At 44.1% G+C, this 25,297-nt stretch carries 32 protein-coding genes; 21 read left to right on the top strand and 11 right to left on the bottom strand.

Annotation, left to right across the window (positions count from 1 at the left end; genetic code table 11):
- The first annotated feature begins 100 nt into the window (after positions 1–100).
- From KAI37_RS18695 to KAI37_RS18680, 4 genes are all read left to right on the top strand, one after another.
- Positions 101–379, top strand: a complete 279-nt coding sequence (locus KAI37_RS18695) for an Atu4866 domain-containing protein (protein WP_013311369.1) — start codon at positions 101–103, stop codon at positions 377–379.
- A gap of 39 nt (positions 380–418) precedes the next feature.
- Positions 419–1,156, top strand: coding sequence for an SDR family oxidoreductase (locus tag KAI37_RS18690; protein WP_071642266.1), 738 nt, complete (start codon positions 419–421; stop codon positions 1,154–1,156).
- A 222-nt stretch (positions 1,157–1,378) separates the two neighbouring features.
- On the top strand, positions 1,379–1,657 hold the full coding sequence (locus KAI37_RS18685) for an ArsR/SmtB family transcription factor (protein ID WP_220029997.1): 279 nt from the start codon (positions 1,379–1,381) through the stop codon (positions 1,655–1,657).
- A gap of 71 nt (positions 1,658–1,728) precedes the next feature.
- Positions 1,729–2,901, top strand: a complete 1,173-nt coding sequence (locus KAI37_RS18680) for an MFS transporter (RefSeq protein ID WP_220029996.1) — start codon at positions 1,729–1,731, stop codon at positions 2,899–2,901.
- Between the two features lie 100 nt (positions 2,902–3,001).
- Here KAI37_RS18680 and KAI37_RS26530 read toward each other — a convergent pair whose 3' ends face one another.
- The 3 genes from KAI37_RS26530 to KAI37_RS18670 form a co-directional block, all read right to left on the bottom strand.
- Positions 3,002–3,148, bottom strand: a complete 147-nt coding sequence (locus tag KAI37_RS26530; RefSeq protein WP_233901757.1) for a GNAT family N-acetyltransferase — start codon at positions 3,146–3,148, stop codon at positions 3,002–3,004.
- Positions 3,149–3,176: 28 nt separating this feature from the next.
- Positions 3,177–3,443 carry a hypothetical protein gene (locus tag KAI37_RS26525; protein WP_233901756.1) on the bottom strand — a complete coding sequence of 89 codons (267 nt, stop codon included), beginning with the start codon at positions 3,441–3,443 and terminating at the stop codon, positions 3,177–3,179.
- Between the two features lie 74 nt (positions 3,444–3,517).
- On the bottom strand, positions 3,518–3,697 hold the full coding sequence (locus KAI37_RS18670; RefSeq protein ID WP_013311365.1) for a hypothetical protein: 180 nt from the start codon (positions 3,695–3,697) through the stop codon (positions 3,518–3,520).
- A 183-nt stretch (positions 3,698–3,880) separates the two neighbouring features.
- Between KAI37_RS18670 and KAI37_RS18665 the strand changes: the two genes are divergently transcribed.
- Positions 3,881–4,252 (top strand): hypothetical protein, encoded by a 372-nt coding sequence (locus tag KAI37_RS18665; protein ID WP_023989731.1) that lies wholly within the window; start codon positions 3,881–3,883, stop codon positions 4,250–4,252.
- A gap of 228 nt (positions 4,253–4,480) precedes the next feature.
- Here the strand turns inward: KAI37_RS18665 and KAI37_RS18660 are convergent, their stop codons facing one another.
- Positions 4,481–5,485 carry a chitosanase gene (locus KAI37_RS18660; RefSeq protein ID WP_220029995.1) on the bottom strand — a complete coding sequence of 335 codons (1,005 nt, stop codon included), beginning with the start codon at positions 5,483–5,485 and terminating at the stop codon, positions 4,481–4,483.
- Between the two features lie 272 nt (positions 5,486–5,757).
- Here KAI37_RS18660 and KAI37_RS18655 point away from each other — a divergent pair, with 272 nt between their 5' ends.
- The 5 genes from KAI37_RS18655 (at position 5,758) to KAI37_RS18635 (ending at position 10,001) form a co-directional block, all read left to right on the top strand.
- Positions 5,758–6,546, top strand: coding sequence for an isocitrate lyase/PEP mutase family protein (locus KAI37_RS18655; protein ID WP_071642262.1), 789 nt, complete (start codon positions 5,758–5,760; stop codon positions 6,544–6,546).
- A 37-nt stretch (positions 6,547–6,583) separates the two neighbouring features.
- A complete protein-coding gene (locus tag KAI37_RS18650) occupies positions 6,584–7,144 on the top strand; it encodes a bifunctional transcriptional activator/DNA repair enzyme AdaA (protein WP_220029994.1) in 561 nt (186 codons plus the stop codon).
- A 25-nt stretch (positions 7,145–7,169) separates the two neighbouring features.
- On the top strand, positions 7,170–7,655 hold the full coding sequence (locus tag KAI37_RS18645; RefSeq protein WP_071642260.1) for a methylated-DNA--[protein]-cysteine S-methyltransferase: 486 nt from the start codon (positions 7,170–7,172) through the stop codon (positions 7,653–7,655).
- Between the two features lie 13 nt (positions 7,656–7,668).
- Positions 7,669–7,956: an antitoxin Xre/MbcA/ParS toxin-binding domain-containing protein gene (locus KAI37_RS18640; protein WP_071642169.1), complete on the top strand. Its 288-nt coding sequence runs from the start codon at positions 7,669–7,671 to the stop codon at positions 7,954–7,956.
- 167 nt (positions 7,957–8,123) lie between these two features.
- Entirely contained in the window at positions 8,124–10,001 is a 1,878-nt protein-coding gene (locus KAI37_RS18635; RefSeq protein WP_220029993.1) for a stalk domain-containing protein, read from the top strand.
- A gap of 86 nt (positions 10,002–10,087) precedes the next feature.
- Here KAI37_RS18635 and KAI37_RS18630 read toward each other — a convergent pair whose 3' ends face one another.
- Positions 10,088–10,645 (bottom strand): YdhK family protein, encoded by a 558-nt coding sequence (locus tag KAI37_RS18630; RefSeq protein WP_071642167.1) that lies wholly within the window; start codon positions 10,643–10,645, stop codon positions 10,088–10,090.
- Positions 10,646–10,934: 289 nt separating this feature from the next.
- Here KAI37_RS18630 and KAI37_RS18625 point away from each other — a divergent pair, with 289 nt between their 5' ends.
- The 3 genes from KAI37_RS18625 (at position 10,935) to KAI37_RS18615 (ending at position 13,771) form a co-directional block, all read left to right on the top strand.
- A complete protein-coding gene (locus tag KAI37_RS18625; protein WP_071642166.1) occupies positions 10,935–11,774 on the top strand; it encodes a MetQ/NlpA family ABC transporter substrate-binding protein in 840 nt (279 codons plus the stop codon).
- Between the two features lie 68 nt (positions 11,775–11,842).
- Positions 11,843–13,018 carry an aminotransferase class I/II-fold pyridoxal phosphate-dependent enzyme gene (locus tag KAI37_RS18620; RefSeq protein WP_081366898.1) on the top strand — a complete coding sequence of 392 codons (1,176 nt, stop codon included), beginning with the start codon at positions 11,843–11,845 and terminating at the stop codon, positions 13,016–13,018.
- A 42-nt stretch (positions 13,019–13,060) separates the two neighbouring features.
- Positions 13,061–13,771, top strand: coding sequence for a 5'-methylthioadenosine/adenosylhomocysteine nucleosidase (locus KAI37_RS18615; protein ID WP_071642164.1), 711 nt, complete (start codon positions 13,061–13,063; stop codon positions 13,769–13,771).
- An 18-nt stretch (positions 13,772–13,789) separates the two neighbouring features.
- Here the strand turns inward: KAI37_RS18615 and KAI37_RS18610 are convergent, their stop codons facing one another.
- The 4 genes from KAI37_RS18610 to KAI37_RS18595 form a co-directional block, all read right to left on the bottom strand.
- Positions 13,790–14,275: a DUF5381 family protein gene (locus KAI37_RS18610; RefSeq protein ID WP_220025734.1), complete on the bottom strand. Its 486-nt coding sequence runs from the start codon at positions 14,273–14,275 to the stop codon at positions 13,790–13,792.
- Positions 14,268–15,104, bottom strand: a complete 837-nt coding sequence (locus KAI37_RS18605) for a hypothetical protein (RefSeq protein ID WP_071642161.1) — start codon at positions 15,102–15,104, stop codon at positions 14,268–14,270. The genes KAI37_RS18610 and KAI37_RS18605 overlap by 8 nt, the downstream gene beginning before the upstream one ends.
- Positions 15,105–15,137: 33 nt before the next feature.
- The gene (locus KAI37_RS18600) at positions 15,138–16,223 is read right to left on the bottom strand and encodes a WXG100 family type VII secretion target (RefSeq protein WP_071642159.1); all 1,086 of its coding nucleotides are present in this window, start codon (positions 16,221–16,223) and stop codon (positions 15,138–15,140) included.
- A gap of 271 nt (positions 16,224–16,494) precedes the next feature.
- A complete protein-coding gene (locus KAI37_RS18595) occupies positions 16,495–17,241 on the bottom strand; it encodes an MORN repeat-containing protein (RefSeq protein ID WP_220029992.1) in 747 nt (248 codons plus the stop codon).
- A gap of 159 nt (positions 17,242–17,400) precedes the next feature.
- On the opposite strand from KAI37_RS18595, the gene KAI37_RS18590 reads away from it, so the two are divergent.
- Together KAI37_RS18590 and KAI37_RS18585 are read left to right on the top strand one after the other, a co-directional pair.
- Positions 17,401–18,327 carry a cell division protein ZipA C-terminal FtsZ-binding domain-containing protein gene (locus KAI37_RS18590; protein WP_220029991.1) on the top strand — a complete coding sequence of 309 codons (927 nt, stop codon included), beginning with the start codon at positions 17,401–17,403 and terminating at the stop codon, positions 18,325–18,327.
- A gap of 20 nt (positions 18,328–18,347) precedes the next feature.
- The gene (locus KAI37_RS18585) at positions 18,348–19,049 is read left to right on the top strand and encodes a DUF1963 domain-containing protein (protein ID WP_220029990.1); all 702 of its coding nucleotides are present in this window, start codon (positions 18,348–18,350) and stop codon (positions 19,047–19,049) included.
- A 5-nt stretch (positions 19,050–19,054) separates the two neighbouring features.
- Here KAI37_RS18585 and KAI37_RS18580 read toward each other — a convergent pair whose 3' ends face one another.
- Positions 19,055–19,228 (bottom strand): hypothetical protein, encoded by a 174-nt coding sequence (locus KAI37_RS18580; RefSeq protein WP_233901755.1) that lies wholly within the window; start codon positions 19,226–19,228, stop codon positions 19,055–19,057.
- Between the two features lie 263 nt (positions 19,229–19,491).
- Between KAI37_RS18580 and KAI37_RS18575 the strand changes: the two genes are divergently transcribed.
- The 3 genes from KAI37_RS18575 (at position 19,492) to KAI37_RS18565 (ending at position 21,350) form a co-directional block, all read left to right on the top strand.
- Entirely contained in the window at positions 19,492–19,962 is a 471-nt protein-coding gene (locus KAI37_RS18575) for a DUF6097 family protein (protein ID WP_220029989.1), read from the top strand.
- A 43-nt stretch (positions 19,963–20,005) separates the two neighbouring features.
- On the top strand, positions 20,006–20,473 hold the full coding sequence (locus KAI37_RS18570; RefSeq protein WP_076293944.1) for a hypothetical protein: 468 nt from the start codon (positions 20,006–20,008) through the stop codon (positions 20,471–20,473).
- Between the two features lie 79 nt (positions 20,474–20,552).
- The gene (locus tag KAI37_RS18565; protein ID WP_220029988.1) at positions 20,553–21,350 is read left to right on the top strand and encodes a hypothetical protein; all 798 of its coding nucleotides are present in this window, start codon (positions 20,553–20,555) and stop codon (positions 21,348–21,350) included.
- A 29-nt stretch (positions 21,351–21,379) separates the two neighbouring features.
- Here KAI37_RS18565 and KAI37_RS18560 read toward each other — a convergent pair whose 3' ends face one another.
- The gene (locus KAI37_RS18560; protein ID WP_071642147.1) at positions 21,380–21,802 is read right to left on the bottom strand and encodes a hypothetical protein; all 423 of its coding nucleotides are present in this window, start codon (positions 21,800–21,802) and stop codon (positions 21,380–21,382) included.
- 169 nt (positions 21,803–21,971) lie between these two features.
- On the opposite strand from KAI37_RS18560, the gene KAI37_RS18555 reads away from it, so the two are divergent.
- Genes KAI37_RS18555 through hemG form a run of 3 tightly spaced genes read left to right on the top strand, consistent with a single transcriptional unit; the run spans position 21,972 to position 25,295 of the window.
- Positions 21,972–22,760 carry a YwiC-like family protein gene (locus tag KAI37_RS18555; protein WP_220029987.1) on the top strand — a complete coding sequence of 263 codons (789 nt, stop codon included), beginning with the start codon at positions 21,972–21,974 and terminating at the stop codon, positions 22,758–22,760.
- Positions 22,761–22,774: 14 nt separating this feature from the next.
- Positions 22,775–23,890 (top strand): TIGR04053 family radical SAM/SPASM domain-containing protein, encoded by a 1,116-nt coding sequence (locus KAI37_RS18550; RefSeq protein WP_075154573.1) that lies wholly within the window; start codon positions 22,775–22,777, stop codon positions 23,888–23,890.
- Positions 23,874–25,295: a protoporphyrinogen oxidase gene (gene hemG / locus KAI37_RS18545; RefSeq protein ID WP_071642144.1), complete on the top strand. Its 1,422-nt coding sequence runs from the start codon at positions 23,874–23,876 to the stop codon at positions 25,293–25,295. Before KAI37_RS18550 ends, hemG begins: the two co-directional genes overlap by 17 nt.
- The last annotated feature ends 2 nt before the right edge of the window (positions 25,296–25,297 follow it).

Here is a 25,297-nt window from a genome sequence, read left to right as displayed (position 1 = left end):
TCTTCTACCGGGCTGATGGACATTCCTCTCATAATAAGATGCAGATACAACACCTAATGAGCAATTGAGAAAAAAATAGAAGTGCAAAGGAGTGGGAGTCATGGAGAGTAACAAAGCGGAAAAAAGTGTACACGCTTCGCAGCATCCCTATATAGGGATGTGGGTAACTGAAGACGGAAATATCCGTCACGAACTCTTGCCTAATGGCCGTTATGATGAAGCACGGGGTCAGAGACAAAGTGCCTATACAGGCAGCTATATCTTAGAAGATGACTATATCGAATATGTAGACGACACCGGATTTACGGCAGATGGTGTATTCAAAAATGGTGTTTTGTATCATGCAGGGATGGTTTTTTACAGGGAAGTAAAAAAGTAATCTGTTTCAGTGATATTTTTAACTAGAGGAGGAATAAGAATGTTGGATATTAAAGGGAAAGTCGTAGCTATTACGGGGGCAAGTAGTGGGATCGGTGAAGCTACTGCCCGTTTACTTGCTCACCATGGGGCTCATGTAATATTAGGGGCCAGACGCACAGAGCGACTGGAGGCTCTGACATCCGAGATTCGTTCTAAAGGTGGATCGGCTGATTATCAGCAACTGGATGTGACAAAGAGAGACCAGATGGAAGCGTTCATTAAGTACGCGGAAAAAGCATTTGGACGCGTGGATGTAATTTTGAACAATGCGGGAGTGATGCCTCTTTCAAAATTAGAAGCCCTGAAGGTAGAGGAATGGGATCGCATGATTGATGTAAATATACGGGGCGTTCTGCATGGGATTGCGGCAGGGCTTCCGATTATGAAAAAGCAAGGATTTGGTCAGTTTATCAATATCGCCTCTATTGGCGCGTATAGTGTAACCCCGACTGCAGCGGTGTATTGCGCAACGAAGTATGCGGTTCGGGCGATTTCTGAAGGATTGCGTTTGGAGGTGGGGGGAGATATTCGTGTGACGCTGGTATCGCCGGGAGTAACCGAATCTGAGCTTGCTGACAGTATTTCAGATGAAGAGGCCCGGCAAGGAATGAAAGAGTACCGTCGTATTTCGATCACGCCTGATGCCATTGCCCGTTCCATTCTGTATGCCATGGAGCAGCCAGCAGATGTAGATGTTAATGAAATTATTGTCAGACCCACGGCAAGCCCGAATTAACGCCATGGCATCCATGATTCTCCCTCTCTACTCAGATCATTTTTCCCTCCATCCTTTATGGATGGGGGGTTATTCATCGGATGAGAAAGAACATTATTCACACCACAGAGTGTAAAATAGCTGTACCTTTATAATAAACGGGTTTACTTTTACAAATGTTTGTGATAACTTTATTTCGACAAACATCGAAATTAAGACTGGAACAGAAGGGAGCCGAACAGGGTGAAAGATACAACAGAGATGCAGCAGGCTGTAAAAATATATAAAGCACTTGGAGAACCCACTCGTCTCAAGATAGCACTTTTGTTAAAAGAGGAAAGTGACCAATGCTGCTCTAGGCTTGGTGGAAAGCTGAACAGTGTTGCTATTTCGACGCTATCACATCATTTGAAGCAAATGGCGGAGTCTGGGCTACTCACGTTCCGTAAAGAGGGGACGTTTATTTATTACAGCTTGGATGTGGAAGCAGCACAAAAATATGCCCCGTTCTTGATAACATAAATTTTTTTAGTCTTAATTTCGATATTTGTAAAAATATAAAAACAAGAAAAGGAAAGAGGCGTTACTAGAAAATGCAGAGTACATGGAAAGTATATATTTTAGCCATTGTCAGTTTTTTGGTAGGCACATCTCAATATATCATCGCGGGTGTTTTGGATCAGATTTCGGCGACGATGGGAATTACAGTGGCGGCTGCAGGTCAGTTAATTACCGTTTATTCTCTGGCCTATGCGATTGGAACGCCGATCCTGATGGCAGTAACCGCTAAGTGGGATAGACGCAAACTGCTCTTGAGTTCCCTTGGATTATTTGCAGTTGCCAATGTTCTGTCCTTTGCACTGCCGGGCTTTGGAATGTTTATCGCCGCACGTATTCTTATGGCCCTCGGGGCGGGGATGGTCGTGGTTACAGCACTGAGCATTGCTGCGAAAATTGCCCCAGCCGGCAAGCAGGCCAGTTCTATTGCTACGGTTACTATGGGTTTTACAGCCTCGCTGATTATCGGGGTGCCACTTGGAAGAATGATATCTTCTGCGTATGGCTGGAAAACCGTATTTCTCGGCATTGCGTTGACAGGGATTATTGCCTTGATCGTTATCGTTATGACGCTTCCTCGCTTGAAAGGAGATCAACCGATCCCCTTACTACAACAGTTTGCTCTTCTGAGAAAGCCTGAAGTCGCTTTGGGATTGGCTATTACCTTCTTTTGGGGAGGGGGTTATTCCCTCGCGTATACTTACATTTCACCGTACTTGCTGAATGTATCAGGTGTAGGAGAGGATATGCTAAGCTCAGTATTACTTGCCTTCGGAATTGCCAGTCTAATCGGGTCAAAAATTGGTGGGTACAGTGCGGATAAAAAGGGTATACCCTTTACATTACTCGGGGGCATGGTGCTGCATGTTTTTTCCTTGCTTTTACTTCCTATCGCCGCTCATTCTCTAGGTGCAGTATTTGCTTTACTGATGCTGTGGTCGTTCGCAGCCTGGACAACAGGACCTACTCAACAATATAACTTGGTCACCCTTGTGCCTGAGTCTTCTGGTGTGATGCTGAGTCTCAATCAGTCTACAATGCAGCTTGCCATGGCGGCTGGAGCCGGAATCGGCGGTGTCGTTGTTGGCCAGGTATCGCTGGCTTCCATCACTTGGTTTGGAGCAGCCGGTGTCGCCATCGCCATTGTAGCTGTATATTTACTTTCACGAAGATCCCCAGTCCACACGGAATTGGGTGTTACGGAGTAAAGTGAATAGATAAGTGAAGAGGAGGCCCAGTGATGAAGGTGACATTGCGGCCTTCTTTGATTTGAATGAGCAATAATATGCTCTCTTGCAGTAGGAGGGCTTATTCAAACGCAATATCAGTGATTTTGCCGCCTTCCTCAAAGCCGATATTTTTATAAACTTGATTGGAAACCGAATTTTTTAAATCTGCATATAGCATGGGTACTAAATGCTCATTTTCCAAAATGAAACATAGCTCGGATACCATTACGCTGGCAAAACCTTTCTTTCGCAAATTAGGTGGGGTATAGGGTGGTTCCTTTTAAATAACGTAAGAGTTCTTCTATATAGGTCAATTTATGATTTTCTGTGATTTGTTGTGAGATCCATAGCCAAGCCTTATGTCCGGGTGATTGAGCAAAGATCATATTTTTATCGGACGTTTTGAGGCATGTTGACCCTTCTGACTCACAAATTCGATGGATCAAATTGTATCGAACTTCATCAGCCAAAAATTGATTTTGATTTAATATATTGTCGTTTGGGACTAGTAGCTCAATCATGACTCTGCCTCCTAAAAATGAGTTATGACCTAAACAAAAAGTAGAAATCTATGAAGATTCAGTTGTTATATCTACTAGGATTTAAACTTCCGCGCTATAAGCTTCTTATTTTTTTGTCGCCAAATCCATCTTTCGATAAAGTTTTTTTCTTTTCTTTCCTGAAGTGTTTCTTTCATACCCTTAATAAGAAACTCGGATCTTCGCTTGTCGTTTCTGCTAATTTCACGTAGTTCCTCAATAAATTTATCGTCCATGTCCGCATCTCCGTTAGTTCAAGATTTTCCAAATTGCTTAGCTAGATTATACAGAACATATGTTCCTTTTTCAAGTCTGCATCTGCTCTATTCAATCACATAACTATTTTTAGATGGATGCTGCGAGGCCCGCGCCAATCGGATGGTGAAGCATAAGATGAAGTTGAAAGGAGGAATTACAACATGGACAACAAAGCATATGTATCTCAAACGTATCCACGTCTTACAGTCTACAACGAAGAAAATTTTCGGGGTTCCAGGAGAGTATTCAGAGGAAACCTAGGCATTCGTAATACCGATAACATTCTCAACGGCATCGAAAGTCTGCGTTTCTTTTCTACTAGCAGTAATGCTACACTTGTACTCTTTACTGGCACGCGGTTTAGAGGTAACTTCCGTGTGTTTAGAGGCAATCGCAACATCGCCGACCTGGATGATCTGATTCGCGGGAATGATGTGGAATCTATTATTTCTACCAATCAACGTCTGACGTTGCAGCAAATCCGTAATATCCGCAGTAGCGGTAGACTTCCATCGGGCTATCGAATCATCTAACGGCCTTATTTCGACTTCATAAACCATTTTACAAGACTGTTTCAGGAGCTTGCAACTTTCGGGCTTCCGGGGCAGTCTCTCTATTTGTACACGCGACTTACATACTCGAATGATGAGAGGAACTGTATGGGAGAATGGGACGTTGTCAGCAGTCAACATCAGCTCAATGTTCATGAAAATAGATAAAGGAGGGCATACGATATGTCCTCCTCATGACGTATATTGTATTTACTTCAGTTCCCAATTAGTTGCTTTGATCACAGCTGCATCTGCGTTTTTAAGATCTGTTTCGCCAGAAGCTAAGAGAGAACTCCATTGTTTCACACGATTCTTACCATTGGGAGGTTGGTTATAATCGTTGGTATCGACAACCAATGTACGCTTAGCATAGAAGTTAGTCATGAACTTCTTCTCATTCGTACTACTGCCTGAACGTGAGAGGATTCCTTCAAGACTACCTGAATCACCAGTAGCGCCTTGATTGAGTGCTGTGTCGACAAATGATCCAATCGTCAGAGCAGTATTAAATCCGCGTTTCTGTGCTTGCTGTACACTATACTCGATATAGGTGTCATAGAACGTACGCCACATGGCTTCTCTCCAAGCTTCATTGTTTTGGAGAGCGTTGATTTTCTTCTTGATTACACTATCGCTATCGCTGAGCTTTAGAATCGAACCACTCATTTTTCCCTTCAGACCAGCACGTGTTAATCCACCTGCAATGGAAGGGTTACCAGCTCCACTAGCAGCATCAAAAGCTTTGAATAAGTCCGGACCATCGGGTCCCGTATCATTTGAACCGCCGGTTGTTGCTCCAAATATACCAATGGTGTATCCGCGATTATCGCCGATATCTTCAGCATAGCCATAAAATTCAGTCCATTTCAAAGAATCTTGCTCTGGTTTGTTCACTAGCTTCATAATATTATCCCATTGCTCACCGTCGAGTCCTGTATTAGCCTTCAGAAACTGAAGTGTTGAAGGTGAGAAATTAGCATCATGATCAATAGCTGTAACCGATGCTTGGCTAGTAGCTTCTTCGCTGGTAAGGGATAATGGCTCTATACTAGCTTCATTTGAGTTGTCGAAGCCCTCATTTAAATCGATCGTTTTCTGTACCGGAGTTCCATTCTCTTCAGCAAAAGCCTTGGCAGGTGAAGGGCCGGTCAAGCTAGAGAAAGAAGCGATTACAGTAAAGCTTAGCAAGATCATAAGGAACTTTGTTTTATACATATAACTCCTCCTATAATAATGTAATTGTGAAAGGCTAAAAGCTAAAAGTGTAGATTTGAATCTAACTCGAATTGATTTAGCAAGAGTATAGATAAGAAGGAAATGTTTGAATAGAGCTTAAATAACCGTTTTTTCAGAAATTATGTTTTATATGTGAATAAATGGACCTAGTTGTTCCTAGATTCCTATAGACCATAAGTGCAAGAATGAGGACGAAACAAAGATAGCCTCTTGATAAAATGAGTTACATCACATACCAGGAGGCTATATTTATGAACAAAATTCATCAGTTTCATGCACTTCACACATCAGAGGAACTTTTATTTTTAGGGAACGCCTGGGATATGCTATCTGCGGTGGCTCTGGAGAAGGCAGGCTTTAAGGCGATAGGTACGACGAGCTGGGGAATTGCCAATACGCTTGGATTCTCAGATGGAGAGCTTATTGATTTTGACCAGCATGTAAGCATTATTCGGACGATTGCTGAGCATGTTCAGATTCCAGTGTCGGCAGATATTGAAGCAGGATATGGGGAGGATACGGCAACGATTGTTGAGCATGTTTTAAGGATAGCCGATGTGGGAGTTGCAGGGATTAATATTGAGGATTCTTTGAAAACGAAAAAGGGACTTCGAGAAGTGGGCCTGCACAGTAACCTGTTGTCCAAAATAAGAACAGCATTGGATACGCGTGGGTTTAAAAAGTTTTTTATAAACGCAAGAACGGATACATATTTGCAGATGGATGCCCCACTTTCAGAGACCATAGAGCGGGCCAAAGCGTATGTGGATAGTGGTGCGAACGGAATTTTTGTTCCAGGATTAAAGCGTGATGAAGAGATCAGGGAAGTTGTGTTTCATATACATGCTCCGCTTAATGTTTTATCCCTGCCGGGTCTGACGAATGTCCACCAGCTTCAGCAGTTAGGAGTTAAACGGTTTAGCTTTGGAAATGCATTTTCTGATAAGATAATAGTTGCTTTGCAAAAGAATGCAGAACAGTTGATAGAGCTTCAAGATACATCACATTTGTATGAGGATTTTGCAAAATCCTTGAGCTAGATGAATATGAACTATAGAAAGGACAGAGCATTCGATCATGGCTAACCTTAATCTTTCTTTTGAAGAAATGTGGGAGAAAATTATAGCGTGTGATCGTAAGTATGACGGGTTGTTTTTTACCGCTGTGAAAACAACCCGCATATACTGCCGACCTTCCTGTCGATCCAAAAAGCCGAAGAAAATAAATGTGGAGTTTTACTTTGATTTGGACAAAGTGGAAAAGGCGGGTTTTCGTGCTTGCAAAAGATGCCAGCCCCATACAGACCATTCGCCGTATATCAGACTTGTGCAGAATGTGGTAACCTTCTTGGTTAATCATTACAAGGAAAAACTTGTATTGCAGGATATTGCGGACCATATCGGAATAAGCTCCTTTTACTTGGATCGGATCTTTAAACAGGAAACCGCCGAAACCCCGCGCACGTATTTGGAAAAAATAAGAGTAGATAAGGCAGCCTATCTTCTTAAAAGTACAAATCTTACGAATCTTGAGATTTGCTATGAGACGGGCTTCCAAAGTCCCTCCCATTTCTATAAGGCGTTTCGTAGCTTGAACCATTGTTCTCCTAGTGAGTATAGAAAGTTGAGTAGGGAATAGAAAAGGAAGGAGGTTGTATCCTTTTATGAGCGAACTATACGTAATGAAGTATGTATCGCCGATTGGAGAGATAGAGATACAGGGCACAAATGAGGCTGTCTATTCTATTATGTTCTCTAATCGGAATGAGCTCTTAACGAGGGCTATAGAAGAGGTTCCAATCCAAGTATTAGCGGAATGCGCTATCCAGCTTGACGAGTATTTTAAAGGTGAGCGCTTTGAGTTTACGTTTCCTTATGCCTTTGAAGGTACGGATTTTCAGCAAAAAGTATGGAATGCTCTGGTGTCCGTGGGGTACGGTAAAACGACAGCTTATAAAGATATTGCTCTTGCTATTGGAAATGAAAAAGCGATCCGAGCCGTAGGCAGTGCTAATGGAAAAAATAAGCTGAGCATTGTGATTCCATGTCACCGAATTATCGGTTCCAATCAGAAACTAACGGGCTATGCAGGAGGGCTATGGAGAAAAGAATGGTTGCTCCAGCATGAAAAGCGTTGTCTGAGGCCCTAAGGAGGGTTCGTAGATGAGAGACATATATTTGAAAGAGTTTAAGCCGGAGAACTGGGCCAACATGGTTCAGGTCTATCAGGAGCAATATGATCAGGTAGATCCGGCTATAAGAGCAAAAGTGGCCGAAAGTAAAATTCCCAAGGAGATTCAGATTGTGCTGCTGCCCGATATGGGGGAGTATTTGCTGACTTGGATGGATCGAGAAGTCCCCGCACTCGGCAACGAAACACCGTCGGATTATTTGAAAAGCGAAGAAGGGACTAAAGCACTGAAGGCGGCCATATTACGTATGCCACGTTGAAGAAGCGGGCCAAGGAGATACATATGAACATTGAACAGATGAACAGAGCGCGAATGATGGAAAAAGTGAGTTCGCATATCCATAACTGTAATCAGATGGCATGAACTTCATCTAACCCTATGCTATGATTTACCGACAAGAATATAGATTCAAAAGGGGAAATAAGAATGAAGCTCAAAAGAATGATGTTCCTACTTTCGTTTTTAACGATACTCGTAGGGTTGTTCACTTTGTGTACAGAAAGTGTTCATGCTGCCAATTCGACAGTATTCAGAGATGGAGATAAGCTTACCCTTGATGATGGTAATGGAGTAAACAGAGTGTTTAAATTCGATCTCCCGTTTACGATTAAGCCTGATACGCCAATTCGCCTGTATAGCAACTATATTGAAATTCCTCCTGGTGACTTTACAATCGATTATGCCAACTCCACAATTTCGATTGCTGATTCACGACCAGCACCTAGGCCAGGATCAGAAAATCATATAGAGTTTCCTATAGCTACAACTATGGAAGGGACTGTGCAGTCAGTCGATGAATCTACAGTAACTCCACTTGCTGAGGAGCCAAAAGTAACGCAGCCTGAGGTAGATACCAATATAAAAGAGACTCCCACTCCAAGTGAACCCGAGGTTGCTCAACCTGTGGGTGAACCGAAAGTAATTGAACCTCAAGTAACCCAGCCCGTCGTGGAGTCTAAAGTGGACCAAGAGGTTGATGAGTCACCGGAAATCTCTTTGTCTATTCCGTCTGGAGAAAGTTTTCCGGGTACATTTACAATTAACTCTTCAGGTACGTCATTTTCGGTTCGTTTGAAAATGAAAAATATTCAACCCACGTACACTTCATACGTTATGGTCAAAAATACGGATGCTCAATTAATTAAACGGATTCAGTTCGATCCGGAAACAACGTTTAGCTACCCATTAAGTAACCTGAATTTATCTACGGGTGGATACTACTTTTATATCAAAATGATCGATCAGTCGGGAAATTCGGCAGCGTCTGTCCCCCAATTTGTTCCCATAAATAATAACAAGGCTCAGCAGGTTGAGGTGTTTATAGACGGGAAACTGCAACAATATGAGCAGCCTGCGACCTCTATTAGCGGAAGTATGCTGGTACCATTTCGTGCCGTTTTTGAGGCGCTTGGGGCGAAAGTGAAATGGGATGGAGCTACCAAGACCGTTACTGCAACCAAGGGAAATACAACGATTAAGTTAACTGTAGGCTCCAGAGATGCCTATATCAACGGTAAATTAGTGCGTCTCAATGCGGCGCCGAGACTCATTAACGGCAAAGTAATGGTTCCTATTCGCTTTGTAAGTGAGGCGCTGGGTGCGAAGGTAAAATGGAATATTGCAGCTCAGAGCGTTGTGATTTTTCATGCTCCACCGCAGGTTTTGACAACCAGTGAAAGTGAACAATTAATGGAGGGAAATGAAGATGCTTCCGAATCACATTCCAATCCAACGATTCTAAAAAAGATATCCACCACCTTCTCCAAATCTACGGATATTGTGTTCGTCATAGATGTTACGAGTAGTATGACAGGGACGCTGGATTATGTGAGACAGAAGGTAAAAGGCTTTGTTGATTCCGTTCCAGCAGGTTCCCAATTTGCTGTCGTTGCATTTCGGGATATCAATCTGAAGGCAGATAAAGATTTAGAATTTTTGGAGTTTACGACCGATAAAAACAAGTTAAAAGGTAATTTGAATATGCTGCGCCCTTCCGCTGGCGGGGATTTGAAGGAATCGGGATTAGAGGCTATTCAGTTAGCTATAAGTAAATTTCCCAAAAATTCTAATTCCAAAACAATCATATTCATTACAGATGCACCAGTTCATGATAAAAATACAGCTCTAGGTAAAGCGCGTTTTTCAGTAGATGAAATCAACGAGCAATTACAGAAAAATGGTGTTATTTTTAATGCAATCGTGCCTGCAAATGGACTAGCCAACAAACAAATGAAAAAGCTTGTAGATACCAACGAAGGGACTTTGTATGATATCAAGGATGCCAAGCTGAATTTAGCGAAGTAGGTTTGTCTAAACCCAAATAAAGCCGTATAAAGGGAGCCGATGTAAGGCTCCCTTTTGCTATCATAAGCGCCTGTGTTGTAAGAGTTCTAATGAGCTGAAAGCTCACTCTCCGTCACCCATTTATGATTTTTGACAGGCTCTCCTCCTGTAGTAGGCGTATAATCTACCATATATACGGTCGTTGGCTCGGCGGAATCAATGGTAGCCTTAGCCCCATCCATCCCCTTCATATGATCTGCTGCAAGGATAACCTCTGTGCCCGGTGCATAGGGCTCACTACTTGCATCCTTAATTTCTTCATGAATAACCCATTTATGATTATTCACTTTTTCTTCTCCAGTGGTTGGAGTATATGAGACTGTATAAGCAGTAGTCGTATAAGCACCCACAATCGTGGCAGTAGCCCCATTCATGCCTGCCATATGGTCAGCTCGTATAGTCGCTTGACTACCAACTTTGAAGGCTGGATTTTCAGCTTCTTTTAGTCCGGCAGGAAGCTCACTGGAAGTGGAATGGTTCATCTCCGATGTGTCGTGTTGTTGACTGCTGTTTGCCGTGTGCTCTTGGTTCGGCGCGTTACTGTTCCCGCACCCACTCAAAATAATCATGACTGTACCAGCGAGCAAAGCCCATTGCATTCTCATATTTAATAGCTCCTTTAGGGTTTTATTTTCATATTCATTATACCCCTGGGGGGTATAATTGAAACGGAATAATATTACAAACTTGTGAAGTATTTTTGCCTTCAATGGGATCGCCTGTTGTGATCCCTTATTTGTTATGCAGAAGATGCGTAATTAAATGTTGTTGACAGTGAATAAAAAATCATTGTAATATCTATAAAACGCATCAAATTACTTGGTGTTTTGAGCGATTGTAACATTCTAACTCACCAAAAGTAGATGATATCAAGGAGCAGGGGGAGACATTAAAATGAAGAAACCATGGATTTCGTTTATATTGCTGCTAGGAGCAGTCGTGCTTTTTATTTCAGGCTGCGGCAGCAAGAATACGTCGGGCAATGCTGCGGGTGAAGAAAAGAAAACACTGCATATCAGCTTTAATCCCGGTCCATATAGCGATCAGTTTAAGAATGGTGTGGCTCCATATTTAGAGAAGAAAGGCTATAAGATTACATATAAAGAGTTTACAGACGGTGTTCAGCCCAATGTAGCCGTGGCTAATGGGGATATTGATGCTAATGTGTTCCAGCATTCGCTCTACCTGGATTCTATGAATAAGCGGGAGAATATTGATCTGATTGGTGCTGTGCAGGTCCCGACTCCTCCAATGGGATTGTACTCCAGCAAGCACACCAGCCTTGACGAAATCAGCGATGGAGCCCAAATCAACCTGCCCAACGAGCCAGTCAATATGCTGCGTGCGCTGAATATTTTGAAGGAAGTAGGCTGGATTACTTTAAAGGACAAAATCGATCCATTGCAAACCTCGGTGAATGACATCACCTCTAATCCGCATCATCTGCAATTTGTTGCTACCGACCCGGCACAGGGGCCACGTGCACTGGAGGACGTTGATTTTGCGGCCATACAAGGGAACTTTGCTGTATCGAATGGAATAAAGCTGACCTCGGCATTAAAGCTTGAAAATATGACAGATCCGTTCACGAACGTGGTCGCTGTGGACAGCAAGAACAAGGATAAGCCCTTCGTCAAAGACATTATTGAAGGATATCATTCAGAAGAATTCCAAAAGTACATCCAATCGAATTCTGATTATGAAGGCTACAAGTTGCCAAGCTATTTCAAATAATATGGGTATTATCTTCTGCGGGCTGACGTTGTCAGCCTGTATCTTATGGATAGAAGGTGGATATGAACGTGATTTTTTCATCCTCTGATCTCGTCAAGGCTCTGCCTGACAACTATTTTAGCGCAATGGATGACAAAGTGAATCTGTATAAAAGCAAAGGAATAGATGTAATCAATTTGGCAGCCGGCAACCCGGATCAGCTAACACCAGCACATATCATCAGCGCTTTGAAAGAAGCGGTCGATCAACCGATCAATCAGGGCTATCCACCTTTTCATGGGAAAAAAAGCACGCTGGAGGCTGTCGCTGCGTTCTATAAACGGGAGTATCAGGTGGAGCTGGATCCTGACCGGGAGATTGCCATATTCAACGGCTCAGCCATAGGTGTAATGGGGATTCCACAGGCGCTGCTGAATCCTGGTGATTGGTTATTGACCACCGATCCGGCATATCCCCAATATTATTCCGCTGCTGCGCTGGCAAGAGCCCATATTCATACGATTCCGCTTGATGAGAAGCATGGCTTCTTGCCTGATTATACAACCGTGCCGGAAGAAATTGCAGAGCAGGTCAAATTGCTCATGATTAATTATCCGAACAATCCGACTGGAGCAGTAGCTACTTCAGATTTTCTGACAAAGACGCTGGATTATGCCGCTCAGTATCAGTTTCCGGTTATGAATGATTTTGCTTACGGCGCTCTTGGATTTGACGGGCATAAGCCGATTAGTTTACTGCAAATCCCCGGCGGCAAGGAGTATGGCGTCGAGACGTATACGGTTTCCAAAACATATAACATGGCTGGATGGCGCTTCGGCTTTGCAGTGGGAAATTCGTCCATCATTGGTGCGCTCAAGCATTATCATACGCATGCCTACAGCACTGTTTTTGGAGGGGTACAGGATGCGGGAGCTGTGGCATTGCTGGGCACGCAGGAACCGGTACGGGAGCTCGCGGCGTTATATGAGCGGCGCCGTGATGTTCTCATTGCAGCGTTACGAGGTATTGGCTGGGATGTAGCTGCTCCCCAAGGGTCTTTTTTTGCCTGGTTCAAGGTGCCAGAGGGTTATACATCCGCTTCATTTGCAGACTTTTTATTGGACGAGGCGCATGTTGCGGTCGCCCCTGGAGAAGGCTTTGGTCGTGCGGGAGCTTCTCATGTGCGGGTCAGTCTGGTGAACTGTGAAGAAAGGCTGCTGGAGGCAGTGCAGCGCATCGCAGCAACGGGTGTTTTTCAAGTATAAGCTGGGATACAAGGAATTCATGGAGGGAGCGGGAAAAGAACTTTGAGTATAGCGATTATCGGAGCCATGGAGGAAGAAATAGCAGATTTGAAAGCGCAGATCGAAGGGATAAAGATGACCCAGATTGCGAACGGGATTTTTTATACAGGCCAGCTTGAGGGCAAGGAAGTGGTTCTGCTGCAATCAGGAATTGGCAAAGCGAACGCAGCCTCGACTACGGCGCTGCTGATTGAGCGATTTAGCCCGGAGCTTGTCATTAATACCGGGTCTGCGGGTGGGCTTGATCCAGCGCTGCATGTTGGCGATGTCGTAGTGGCGACCGAGCTGACTTATAGCGATGTGGACGGAACGGCGTTCGGCTATACCTACGGACAGGTACCACAGATGCCGGCAAGTTATCCTGTCGATCCAGCGCTGCTTGCTTTTGCGACAGAAGCGCTGGCGGAGACCAGGATTGAGGGGCAGATCGTCAACGGTTTGATTACGACGGCAGACTCTTTTATCTCCCAGGCTGAGCGCGCCCATTTTATCCGTAGCCAGTTTCCTGAAGCGAAAGTGACGGATATGGAAGGGGCCGCGGTCGTTCAGACTGCGTACCAGTTTGGTGTTCCATTTTTGGCTGTTCGTTCTTTGTCAGATCTTGCCGGTGTAGAAGCAGCGGATTCTTTTGACTCCAATCTTGATTTGGCTGCGGCCAACTCCGCAGCAGTGGTTGTGGCTCTTGTAGCCGCATATGATAGAGACAAGCTTTGATATATTCAATGGCAATATTTAGGAGCGTTTTTTCTTCGGCTTGCCATGCTGGTTAATGAGAGTTCGAAGTTGTTTCCCGGCTTGGTTCAGCTCCATATCGTTCAACACATAATCGGTGCTGACTTCCCAGGTGCTGCGGTCATTCAGATGAAAAATAAAGGCGGGAAAGCGAGGGCGCAGCCATTTGCGGATGGAGGCCCCTTCGAATTCGACTTTAGTGATTGCAGACCATGGGACAGTTCGAATACCATCGGAAATGCTATGCTCGTCAAAGATGAACAGGTAGGTATCCTTACGAAGCGTTCTGCTCAAACAAACCACGAGATAGCTACCGAAAAAAGGAAGTCCGACAATGGCGGAGGTAATAAAGAAGAAGATTTGTAGAGCTGAGATATCTTCGTCGATAAAAATGAGCAGCAGCAAAAACAGACAGATCAGCACAAACATCAAGCTGCCCATGGCTTTCCAAAATGCCAAAGATCTTCGATATACAATTTTATCCACGGAATACCGCCTCGTCGCGTACAAACTCCTGAATGAAATAAGTTATTCGTTCTCTCCAGTCAGATTCGGTTACACTTTCAATACGCAGACATGGGGTGGCCTGCATATCCAGTTCTGTATTTCTTACGATCCACACATCATTCATTCCTTTAAGAACAAATAGTAGATTTGTAACGGAAGGTCCATCTTCATCCGTATCCGCGTATATCATCTGGCTCAAATTATCTAGGCTGCACTGATTACGTTCAAAATCCTCTCGCCAGTCTTGTATCATTTGTTGAGCCGACTCATGAAGCTTCCACGTTGGCGTTTGCTGCATGCTGAAGTTGGATGAGGTTAACTCATTCCACTGTTCTTCTGTCAGATCGACGTATCGGCTGTGCGCATTGAAGTTCGAAGCAAGCAGGCCGAACAATTGATCAATGTCGTGATGCCAGTCTTCTGGGGAAGACCAGCGAAAGAAATGAAGTTCATTGTGGCTGGAAAAATGATACAGAAAACGTTCATTTCCATGGTGTATCGTTAATGTATTTTGCTTGTCCTGTTGCTCCTTGTAGCCACGTAGCATCTGACGACTTTGTACCAGATGAGCTAGCATTTCAACAATGAACGCATCAAATTCGAGCTGTTGTTGCCCGTCATCCCGTTGTTCCATCAAACCCTTGGATATCAGGCTATGCGTTGCGGCATGAAAAAGCAGTTCCCAGCGATCCTCAGTCAGTTCCCCGTAATAAGATTGGAGCAGACCAGAAGCCATATCTTCTGCGCCCAGTGCGGTCAAGGCAAAGCCTAGTTCCTCAAGCGTTAAAATTACCGTTTGTTTGTCCATAGTCAGGCTCCTTCTCCATCTGTTAGGTGTATGTCATTTAAATAGTTTGCTGGCCCAACGTATCCCTTTTTCGGCGAATTTGGCGACCTTTCCACCTGCCCAGCTTCCCACCGTACCGCCGACGTAAGCACCGACGGCTGCACCGACCGGACCACCGATAGCGCCGCCTACGGCTCCCAAAGCAACAGCACCGCCATAAGTTGCAGCGGTTTTAATCGCTACGTTAGAAGCAGATACAGCCACATCCGTTCCGGTAAGCTTCCCGCTTTTCCATTTTCCAGCCAGACTGATACCCTCGCCCACAATATTCATGGTGGCATTAATAGGGTATAGCTTTTTGGCAATCATGCCGGGAATTTGGCGGGTGGCTATGCCGTAACGCCCTTTTTCCACCCCGGCGATGACGTTCCGCGTCCACTGAGGAAAGCTATTGGCTTTGTTGAATCCGAGGCCGAGCTTACCCATTTGAAGCTTTCCAGCTAAACGATCAAAGCCCTTTAAACCCTTCATCACAATACCGGGTTTAGCGAATTGGCGGTTTAGGCTTTTGCCCAAATTACGCATAAACGCATTGTTACCCTTGCCATTCACCCATGCCGCATTATGTATAACCGCTCGAGTGGGATTCTTCAGACTTTTCTTGAATTCTACTGTTTTGGTGAGCACAAGTGTGGAAGCCAGACCGCTATAGATAGCTGTTCCGGCAAATCCCAGTTGCCCGCGCCATTTATTGGCTTCTGAAATGCTGTTAATGGCTATATCTGCTGGATCGGGTCCTTTTTTTCCGGAAGTTGCCCCTTCACTGCTGTCGATCTGTCCGCTGTGATCTCCTTTATTAATACCCGAGTCTGCTTGGGTATCTGTTTCCTTGAATTTTACTGCAATGGAACGCAGCTCTGTGCTGACAGAACCGACAGTTTGAGTGAAAGCATCCATTTGTCCACGCGCTTTATGGAAATCCTGATAAAAGCGCTGCTGTGTTGTTCCTGCCCAGCTATTTTCCAACATCTGAATATGCTGTGACAGTTGTCCGCAAATTTGTGCCCCCAGCTCACGTGCCTGTGCGAACTGCCTGGAAACCGCCTCTAGTTTCTCAGGAGGAACCATAATTTTAGCCATGATGTCCACCTCGGATGATTAAAATAATTACTTATATTCTAGTGAATCTAGTGGGGGTTAGCAAAAAAAGGAGGGGATTTAAGTGAAAAATAAGTCATTTGTATGAGTTCCTGAGGATTCATAAGGGAGAATAGTAGGAGGTGTTATGCTCCGAAGTTCTTATATGTCATTCATAACGAAACCAAAAAAGCCACTCTTTTCAAATGGAGCTTTCCATTAAAAAGAGAGGCCTTCTTGCGTAGAGGCTAATACATATTTCGCGTCGTTTTAATTATTTTAGCGGAATCTGCTTGGACAGCTTTTCAAACTGCTGCAAATAAGGAGTGACCTTGGCAGTTATTCCTTTGAGATACTTGATGGACTCTTGTCTTTGACGTTCTTTGGTAGCAGTCTCTTCAGGGAACATAGAGTATTCCTTTTGGACAGAGCCATTTTTATAATTTACGGAGAAGAGATCTCCTTTTTGCCATCTTTGGACCAGATCTTGATTACTGTGCAAGATATTTAGCATTTCTTTGCTGTTTTTATAAGTGAAGCTGTAGTCTGGATCGGCCACAGCGTGGATCACTTGGTAGCCACTCTGTAATCCATTGTTCTGAAAGGTACCTACTTGGATCTCGTTCGAACGTACGGTTCCGTCCATTTGGGTCACTTTTTCAGTCTGCGTACCCTTGCCACTCATCGTGTCATTGTTCCATGTGCCGTTGTATACGATTTTATGATTTTGTCCATCTGCATCGGTGTATTGATTTATATATTTTCCGGTACCTGAGCGCTTGCCATTCACAAAATCACCCGAATACTGCTTATATTCGCTCCATTTGATTGTACCACGTCCGTTGGGCTGCCCATTCTCGACCTCTCCATAGTAAGTAGTCTGACCGGATAGCTGAAGCAATTCCTTGGTTGCAGCCGCATTCGCCGCAGGTGTACTTACAGACAGCGCTCCAGATATTAGCGATGCGGACACCATAATAGGCAGAGACAGAGCCTTCCCTTTTTGCCAAAGTTTTTGCATCACGAGTTCTCCCCTTTCGAAGCTTTGAATTTCTAAAAGTTAAGTTCAACGACCCAGCACCGTTTTTATACTATTTTGTGCTTGGTGATTTATAGTTTAATATAGATTGAGAATTATAGGAAACTGTAAAGTGAAAACAGCTAGTTAGGAGAGAGATTCATGAATTTACCTGAACATGGGAGTGAGGATGTATCTAGCATCCTTGCCGTGGAGATAGAACATGAGCCTGTGAAGACCATAAAAGGAATCCATCAAGTGGAGCCTGACTCTAATATCTATTGGCTGATTGACGTGGAATTCAGCGGTTTTACGTTATCAGATGAGGATATTTTGCAATTGCTTAAGGGGTATATCGTGTATGGACATGTGCATGATTTGCAGATATGGACTAGTGTGGGGCGCAGACCGGCAGGCGAATGCCATTTTGATAAAATCTGTATTTGTATGGATATATTCGATAATGTAGAGATGCAGGTTCGTTTAGATGAAGCCAAGGTTGCAGACTTTATGAACACACTGCCAGCACGTTTTCAGAAGAAGGGCACTGTTCATGTGCTTCCTCGGGAGGATGCTGCCCATGCACGTGCAAAAGGGGAAAAACTTAAAGTATTTACAGATCAGGAAGGTGAAAGGGAACATGCTGTCCTGCTTAGGCTGGTAGCGGATCAAGGCCAATCTCACCGTGGAGCGGATATCTGGGATGTCATGCTGAGTCTCGGAATGGAGTGGGGAGATATGGATATTTTCCATGCACACCATCACGGGCCGGGAGGCTATGATGAACTATTTCGCGTACATACGGGAACCGAGCCTGGCTTTTTTTGGTTGAGTACACTCGCTGAGGATCGCTTTGCCGATTTGATTTTCAGTATGGATGGGGTACGAACCGTGCAGCCGCAAACTGTGTTTGAGGCGATGTGGAAAAGTGCCGAATATGCACGCGCCAGACTTGGCGGGACATTAGTGAATGAACAGGGTCTGCCAGCTGTGCCGGAAGATTATCTGCGCCAGATTCAAGAGATGGAAGACCGCTTAAGTGAGTTTGGTTTTAAAGCAGGCGAGGATGTTGTTGCGTTTCTATTCTAGATTAGAAAGGAGTGGTTTCGTTGTCCAGCAACGCTATTGAGAAGCTAAGAACGATTTTAAAACGTAAAGCTACTATTTTTCATACAGGGGGTCGTAGACCGTCGGATTCCCTTGAACAAAGCTGGATTGGTAGAGTTACAGTGGCTTTGCCAACGGAGGAGCAACCCATTGATGTACAAGGGAATGTTATGGCTCCGATCATGCAATTGTATTTGCCTGCCTTGCCCTTTGTTCCTCCGGCTATGCATAGTGTCAAGCTGTTGACTTTCTTTCTGTCTCCCGATGTACTTGATCATGAGGACATGGAAGGATATATGTGTATTCGTGAGTATACGTCGGTAGAGGATTTGGTCGAAAAAGATTTTGGTCCGGCATTTATGCAAATCAAGGCGTTCCCGCTATTCCCTGAGCTCAAAGAGAATGACTATCCGGTCTGGGACGGTGAAGACATTCCTGAGGAATATGGCGATGCCCTCAACCATATGGACGAGGAGGAACCCGACTATTTTGAGGACATTGTAGAGGAAATATATGCGGTTCACAAAATCGGTGGCTATCCCAGCTTTATTCAATCGGGCATTGACTTTGGCGAGGGCTATGAATTTGTGTTTCAGATTACGTCAGACGCCAAAGCCCAATTGAATATTGTGGATGGAGGCAGTTTTTATTTTGCGAAGCATCAGAATGAAGGAGCCTGGCGGGGTTACTTTGATTTTTACTGATAAGCTCACTTAGAGAGCAGTCTGGAACCGATCGTTTTGTAGAGCATGGTTCGAATACTTTTGAGCCTATCAAAGTTTTCCTGAAAAGTAACTCCGGCATGCCGCTGCAAGCCTTCTTCGAAATCCTTTTTATAACGGAGCATGGCTTCCGGGTAAAGGCCAATAAGATTTGATTCCATGTCGGAAAGGCTTCATGATGGGACCACACCTCCAATGTTTCCAAGGCAATCATCATGTAGCACCACTGGATGGCTTGGGAATATGATGGCTTTCAGCCAGGTAGAGTTGGTGATCAACAGACTGCATGCCCAATTCTCCTTCTGTTTAATAATAATAGACCATTATACCTGATTATTGGTTTATAGTCTTCCATACATTGCCATGTTCGGTATGTCCCTATATACTCATAAACTAGATACTATTGAAGTGGGAGTGAAAAGATATGAATGTTTTAGGTCAGCTGGGATCTGCTATCCAGAGTAGTTTATTTATTCAATCCGAATTGAAGAAAGCTCATGCATTTATTCAGAAGCACGATCTGCCTGTAGAGCAGGTAGAAAATGATTTTCACAAGCAGATCATCGCGCTGGAGCAATATGCTGGAACTCGCGTTTTTCAGCGAGGGCTTGCCAAATACAAAGTAATCAATGCAATGCTTATGATCATATCTGTGATTATATTGCTGGCAGCATGCATCGTTGCGGCGGTGGAATATTTACAACCCGAACGACATTTGCTGCAAGTGGTGGCGAATGCCATGTTTGACTATTGGGTTCCCTCTATCACTTTGCTCAGTGTTGTATTTGTGGCTGTGATCGTTCTTGCCATCGTTAGAACTGTTTATGCCAAACAATTACATACGCGGGTGCTAGACCGGGCCTGGCAGGCCATTTTCAATCATGCGGACAAATGAGGGCATGTAGGAGATTGGCATAATAGCTGAAGGAGTGGCAGCAATGAATGACTGGGAATCGGGAATCATTCAGGTCGATGGTGATCGTGCGATTTACTCATCTTTAACAGAAGATCAGTTGTTAGAGGCCGATTGGTATTCGAAATATTTTCATTCTGTAAGAAAGCTAGGAAATGAGTATATCTGGTATCATTTCGATCAGGTTTCTTTGCTGCGTCGGCATTTTTTTGTGTCTGTATGCTTTAAGGATACAAGCCTAGTTGTCGTGGAGATTTCGCTCCAGGGCGATGAATTTCCAACTTCGTGGGATAATTGGTCTGAGGAAGGGGAGAGAAAGCGGCAAAGGGAGCATGATCGTTTGTTACAGCAACATTTGTCCGTGAAGCCAAGCTATCGTCAAACCAAACCTTACCCCTATATGGAATATGAACTGAGCTGGGGGAAAATCTCTTCTTATTTTGACCCCCGGTCAGGAAATACGGCCATTGCTTTTAAGTATAAAGATGAATAGCAATCTTACATAAAATGCACTACAACCCTGCGCTTTGTATTGGAGGTGAAGGGGTTGAGATGAGTAAGGGAGATGTTTTGTGGATAAAAAGGCAAAAAAAATACTGATGAACACATTCTGGTCCTCCAGCGGCTGGAAGCAGGAGCGGGGATCTTTTTCGGGTGAGGATTTTGAATATGCCAAAAGTAAGGGCTTGATGTTCGATCCGATCACCATTACACATAACGAGATTATAAACAGGTTACATGAGCTACACCAGCAAAAGGCTACAAAAGAACGAGTGGCAGCAGCATTTTTGCATAGTCTTTCCACGAAAAAGGTTCATTTACGAAGCGCCTTATCGAGCTGGGCATTAACCGCAGGGCTTCCTTTGCACAGCTATGGTGAGCGGCCTGTTGTCTTGCCCAATTACAGTAGCTGTGGGGATTGTAATTTTAATAAAATGATGTCCGATCAGGAATACGTCAATGAAGATTTGAATGTACTGAATTTTGAACGAATCAAATGGGGCGGTATTCGTCTGAACCACCTTCTGTATTGCTGGATGGACCTTGAATTGTTCAGTCAAGAAGAGGATGTTCAGGTTTCCGATGAGGATCTAGCTATACTCCATAACATGCTCGAAGCTGTTCAGAACTGTGATGCTCAAAGTAGTGCGCGTCAATTGGAAAAGCGCTGGAAGGATGTGTTTCCATCCAGCAAAAACGAGCGTGATGTAGTCATGGAGGTGTGGGGATATGCCGGACTGCTGGTCCCACAGGACACGCCTCGTAAACGACAGAACGGCAATCATGATTTTTATTCCGTAGCAGCTTGGCAAGGAGATGACGGATACTCACAAGAGGCGTTGGACTATTTCTTTGGAACGTTTTTATAGAGAAAGTGAATCGTTATGTCCCATCTTGATCATGACGGTTCCTCAAACAACAAACGTTCTTCTTCCCGACTATGAATAGCATTGACAACCAGAAGTGCATGGAACTGCTGTAGAACTTCAGGCGTAAGCCCTTCTTCACGGATCCCGGCTTTGAGCTCTTTTACAATGATTCGGAGCAGGTCATGATCCCGTGTAAGTTTGACGACAGCCTCCTGCAGTTCCTGTTTTTTCTCGACCTTTTCCTGATAGAATCCTTCCTCTTCTGCATCAGCATGGCTGAGAATGCGGGTTTCCCAATATTCGATCAAGTGGTCGGCAGCCTGGCGCGCCACCTTGAATTCTTTTGCTTCGAGTAATTCTTCTACTTCTCTCGTCTTATCTAGAGCGCCAGTTAGCCCGCCTTGATGAATGGCATGATGAGCATGCAGTTGACGTAAAGAAGGTCCTCCCATAATAGTTCATCCTTTCTTTGAGCCCTTTTTTAGTACAGTATAGCATAAGAAAATAGCGTTATTTTTCCGGTTAGGATTTTCCCCCCTAAGGAAAAGGGAACTCCCTAATTGGTTCAATTTCATATAATACTTAGAATGAAGTTAGAAGATAAAACTCAATCTTGGGGGAATGGATGATGAATCGATTAACCAAAATAATAGACATAAAAAAGATTGTGAAAAAAGGATCAAGGGTTTGAAGGGGATGAGCAGATACATACCTAATCAACATGGAGCCTGGGCCATGCTCATTCTTCCATTTTTATTCGGTTTAGCTGTTTCTCGAGGGGAACTCATTCATATACCCCTATTTGTGTGCTGGTTTTTTATCTACTTATTCACTTTTCCTGTCCTCCAATGGATCAAAACAGGCAGCAGTGAAAGATACTGCAAACCCGCCGTTATATACGGAGTGATATTACTTCCTTTGTTAATTTCACTGATATGGTTTGAGCCTGCCTTAATCTGGTATGGAGTTCTTCTATTGCTCTTTTTTATGGCTAATATTCATTTTGCAAAAACGAAAAATGAACGGGCTTTACTCAATGATATTGTTGCAATTCTACTCTTTTGTTCTTTTATATACCCCGTTATTTATATGGGGGGAGGAGAGGATTGGAGAGTAGCAACAGAGCTATTCTTGCTTTTGGTGCTTTACTTTATCGGAACTGCTTTGTATGTCAAAACGATCATTCGTGAAAGAAAAAATATACGTTACCATTATGCTTCCATCATCTATCATTTGGTGATTTTGTTGTTTGCTACTTGGTTAAAGTTACCTCTGGTTATTCCTTTTTTGATTTTTTTGATACGGGCCATATGGCTTCCTAAACTCGGATTAAAGGCAAAACAAGTTGGCATGGCGGAAATTGGATTTTCAATGATGCTCTATGTTTTTGTGTTGTTTTTATACTTCTAAAAGGAGAGACATCAATGATATCTTTGAAAACGCCGCGTGATTATCATACAGATCCGTTTATAGTCATCTGGGAGGTTACGCGAGCTTGTGCTTTAAAGTGCCTTCACTGTAGAGCGGAAGCTCAGTACAAACCTGATCCTCGCCAGCTGACATTAGAAGAGGGTAAGAAGCTGATAGATCAAATTGCTGAAATGAATCATCCGTTGGTTGTATTCACAGGCGGAGATCCTTTAATGCGTCCTGATCTGTTTGAACTGGCTCGATATGCAATTGAAGAGAAAAATCTGTCGGTTTCAATGACCCCCAGCGCCACCCCTAAAGTGACACGAGCAGCGGTAGAGAAAGCAAAGCAAGTTGGGTTATCGCGATGGGCGTTTAGTCTGGACGGTTCATGTGCAGACATTCACGATCATTTTCGGGGTACAGCGGGTTCTTACGATACGACCATGCGAGGAATTGGTTATTTAAAGGAACTGAATATCCCTATTCAAGTGAACACTACGGTGTCCCGGTACAATCTTCATGATCTGGAGCAAATTGCAGAAAGGGTAAAGGAAATGCAGGCCGTGTTATGGAGTTTATTTTTCCTTGTTCCAACCGGACGTGGCATGGAGAAAGATATGATTACTCCTGATGAGCATGAAGCTGTAATGAAATGGTTGTATCAAATACAGCAACAGATGCCGTACGGTGTGAAGGCTACGGAAGCTCCTCATTACCGGAGGGTCGTACTGCAGCAAAAGCACAGAGCAGGTGAGAGCAGTGTAGCAGACGGACAAAAGAGGGCAGATGTTTTAGGACGTGCTCCTAAAGGCGTAAATGATGGAGATGGATTTGTTTTTATTAGTCATATCGGCGAAGTATACCCGAGCGGTTTCCTGCCTCTTATGTGCGGGAATGTACGAAAGGATAGCCTGGCAGATATTTATCGCAACTCTCCGATCATGATGAATCTTAGAGATAAGTCCCTACTTAAAGGTAAATGTGGAGTCTGTGAATTCAAGGCCGTCTGTGGGGGCTCCAGAGCAAGAGCTTTTGCAATAACAGGAGACTATTTGGAGAGTGACCCTTATTGTGCTTATATACCCGGGGTTGGAGAGGAAAAGTGTTTTCATGAAAAAAAGTTCTAAAAAAGTCGTTATTCTCGGTGGAGGAATAAGCGGTTTAAGTGCTGCCTTTTATGTGAAAAAGCTGGCTGAGGATCGGCAGCTTGAAGTGGAGATTACACTGGTGGAGAAAAGTGAACGTCTGGGAGGAAAGCTACAAACCGTTCGCCAAAACGATTTTATGATCGAAAAAGGACCGGATGCTTTCTTGGCCAGAAAGACGGCAATATTGGATTTGACTATGGAGTTGGGGCTGGAAGCAGAGCTGGTATCGACAAACCCGAAAGCCAAATCTGCTAGCATTTTGCATAAGGGCAAACTTCATACGATGCCGATGGGCTTCATTCTGGGCATTCCAACAAAGCTCACTCCCTTCATTCGGACAGGACTTATTTCTCCGCTGGGAAAAGCACGGGCGGCCCTGGATTTAATCATTCCGGCAAAGAAAGGTGATGCAGACGAATCTCTAGGTGATTTTATCAAACGGCGTCTCGGCAAAGAAGTTCTGGATCAGATTACAGAACCTCTATTGTCTGGAATTTACGCTGGAGATACACATTCTCTGAGCCTCATGTCAACCTTCCCCCAATTTAAACTAATGGAACAAAAGCATGGAAGTCTGATTAAGGGTATGTCTAAAGGGGCGGGAAGAAAGCCAGCAGTACAAGACAACCTGCCTGATATCGCTAAGAAAAGTATGTTTCTTTCTTATCGGCTAGGATTATCTACGATCGTGGAGCGGCTAAAGGAAAGGCTGGATACCGTACGTTTTGTTATGGGGCAAGGTGTAGTTGAAGTAAGGAAAGAAAACGGTTATCAGGTCATTTTAGAACATGGACAAAAAATAGATGCGGATGCGGTGATTTGCGCTGTTCCAGCTTTTGAAGCGGCTGCATTATTTTCCGGCGTTGCAAGCGCTAGCTGGTTACACAAGATTCACTATGTTTCCGTAGCCAATATTGCCCTTGCTTATAAAAACACAGATCTTAATTTTGCTTTTGAAGGAACGGGATTTCTAGTCCCCCGCAAAGAAGGCAAAAAGATTACAGCATGTACTTGTTCTTCGACGAAATGGAGCCATACTGCTCCTGAAGGATATACACTTTTACGGACCTATATCGGACATGCAGGCGCACAGGAGTGGATTCAGATGACAGACAATCAACTTGTGGATGCCGCGCGCAAAGACTTGAAAGATTTAATGGGCCTGGAAGCGGAACCGGAATTCGCCGAAGTCAGTAGGTGTGATCGATCGATGCCGCAATATCCGATTGGACACAAAGAGCATATGGCGAAGGTGAGGCAGGACTTCGCACAGGATTTACCGGGTGTTTTTCTATGCGGAGCTGGCTATGGGGGCGTTGGAATTCCAGATTGCATCGCTCAAGGGAAAGAAGCGGCTGAACAGTTGCTTTCTGATTTTTTATAATC

This window comes from Paenibacillus sp. S25, from assembly GCF_019454085.1.
Classification (GTDB): Bacteria; Bacillota; Bacilli; order Paenibacillales; family Paenibacillaceae; genus Paenibacillus; species Paenibacillus polymyxa_B.
The sequence above is the reverse complement of the archived record's forward strand: the minus strand, read 5'-3'. Positions and strand labels throughout refer to the sequence as shown.

Bases quoted from the DNA above. Each gene is read 5' to 3' on its own strand.
- KAI37_RS18695 (WP_013311369.1), top strand. From the start codon at position 101: ATGGAGAGTAACAAAGCGGAAAAAAGTGTACACGCTTCGCAGCATCCC.
- KAI37_RS18690 (WP_071642266.1), top strand. From the start codon at position 419: ATGTTGGATATTAAAGGGAAAGTCGTAGCTATTACGGGGGCAAGTAGT.
- KAI37_RS18680 (WP_220029996.1), top strand. From the start codon at position 1,729: ATGCAGAGTACATGGAAAGTATATATTTTAGCCATTGTCAGTTTTTTG.
- KAI37_RS26530 (WP_233901757.1), bottom strand. From the start codon at position 3,148: ATGGTATCCGAGCTATGTTTCATTTTGGAAAATGAGCATTTAGTACCC.
- KAI37_RS26525 (WP_233901756.1), bottom strand. From the start codon at position 3,443: ATGATTGAGCTACTAGTCCCAAACGACAATATATTAAATCAAAATCAA.
- KAI37_RS18670 (WP_013311365.1), bottom strand. From the start codon at position 3,697: ATGGACGATAAATTTATTGAGGAACTACGTGAAATTAGCAGAAACGAC.
- KAI37_RS18665 (WP_023989731.1), top strand. From the start codon at position 3,881: ATGGACAACAAAGCATATGTATCTCAAACGTATCCACGTCTTACAGTC.
- KAI37_RS18660 (WP_220029995.1), bottom strand. From the start codon at position 5,485: ATGTATAAAACAAAGTTCCTTATGATCTTGCTAAGCTTTACTGTAATC.
- KAI37_RS18655 (WP_071642262.1), top strand. From the start codon at position 5,758: ATGAACAAAATTCATCAGTTTCATGCACTTCACACATCAGAGGAACTT.
- KAI37_RS18650 (WP_220029994.1), top strand. From the start codon at position 6,584: ATGGCTAACCTTAATCTTTCTTTTGAAGAAATGTGGGAGAAAATTATA.
- KAI37_RS18645 (WP_071642260.1), top strand. From the start codon at position 7,170: ATGAGCGAACTATACGTAATGAAGTATGTATCGCCGATTGGAGAGATA.
- KAI37_RS18640 (WP_071642169.1), top strand. From the start codon at position 7,669: ATGAGAGACATATATTTGAAAGAGTTTAAGCCGGAGAACTGGGCCAAC.
- KAI37_RS18635 (WP_220029993.1), top strand. From the start codon at position 8,124: ATGAAGCTCAAAAGAATGATGTTCCTACTTTCGTTTTTAACGATACTC.
- KAI37_RS18630 (WP_071642167.1), bottom strand. From the start codon at position 10,645: ATGAGAATGCAATGGGCTTTGCTCGCTGGTACAGTCATGATTATTTTG.
- KAI37_RS18625 (WP_071642166.1), top strand. From the start codon at position 10,935: ATGAAGAAACCATGGATTTCGTTTATATTGCTGCTAGGAGCAGTCGTG.
- KAI37_RS18605 (WP_071642161.1), bottom strand. From the start codon at position 15,104: ATGGACAAACAAACGGTAATTTTAACGCTTGAGGAACTAGGCTTTGCC.
- KAI37_RS18600 (WP_071642159.1), bottom strand. From the start codon at position 16,223: ATGGCTAAAATTATGGTTCCTCCTGAGAAACTAGAGGCGGTTTCCAGG.
- KAI37_RS18595 (WP_220029992.1), bottom strand. From the start codon at position 17,241: ATGCAAAAACTTTGGCAAAAAGGGAAGGCTCTGTCTCTGCCTATTATG.
- KAI37_RS18590 (WP_220029991.1), top strand. From the start codon at position 17,401: ATGAATTTACCTGAACATGGGAGTGAGGATGTATCTAGCATCCTTGCC.
- KAI37_RS18580 (WP_233901755.1), bottom strand. From the start codon at position 19,228: ATGGAATCAAATCTTATTGGCCTTTACCCGGAAGCCATGCTCCGTTAT.
- KAI37_RS18575 (WP_220029989.1), top strand. From the start codon at position 19,492: ATGAATGTTTTAGGTCAGCTGGGATCTGCTATCCAGAGTAGTTTATTT.
- KAI37_RS18570 (WP_076293944.1), top strand. From the start codon at position 20,006: ATGAATGACTGGGAATCGGGAATCATTCAGGTCGATGGTGATCGTGCG.
- KAI37_RS18560 (WP_071642147.1), bottom strand. From the start codon at position 21,802: ATGGGAGGACCTTCTTTACGTCAACTGCATGCTCATCATGCCATTCAT.
- KAI37_RS18555 (WP_220029987.1), top strand. From the start codon at position 21,972: ATGGATGATGAATCGATTAACCAAAATAATAGACATAAAAAAGATTGT.
- KAI37_RS18550 (WP_075154573.1), top strand. From the start codon at position 22,775: ATGATATCTTTGAAAACGCCGCGTGATTATCATACAGATCCGTTTATA.
- hemG (WP_071642144.1), top strand. From the start codon at position 23,874: ATGAAAAAAAGTTCTAAAAAAGTCGTTATTCTCGGTGGAGGAATAAGC.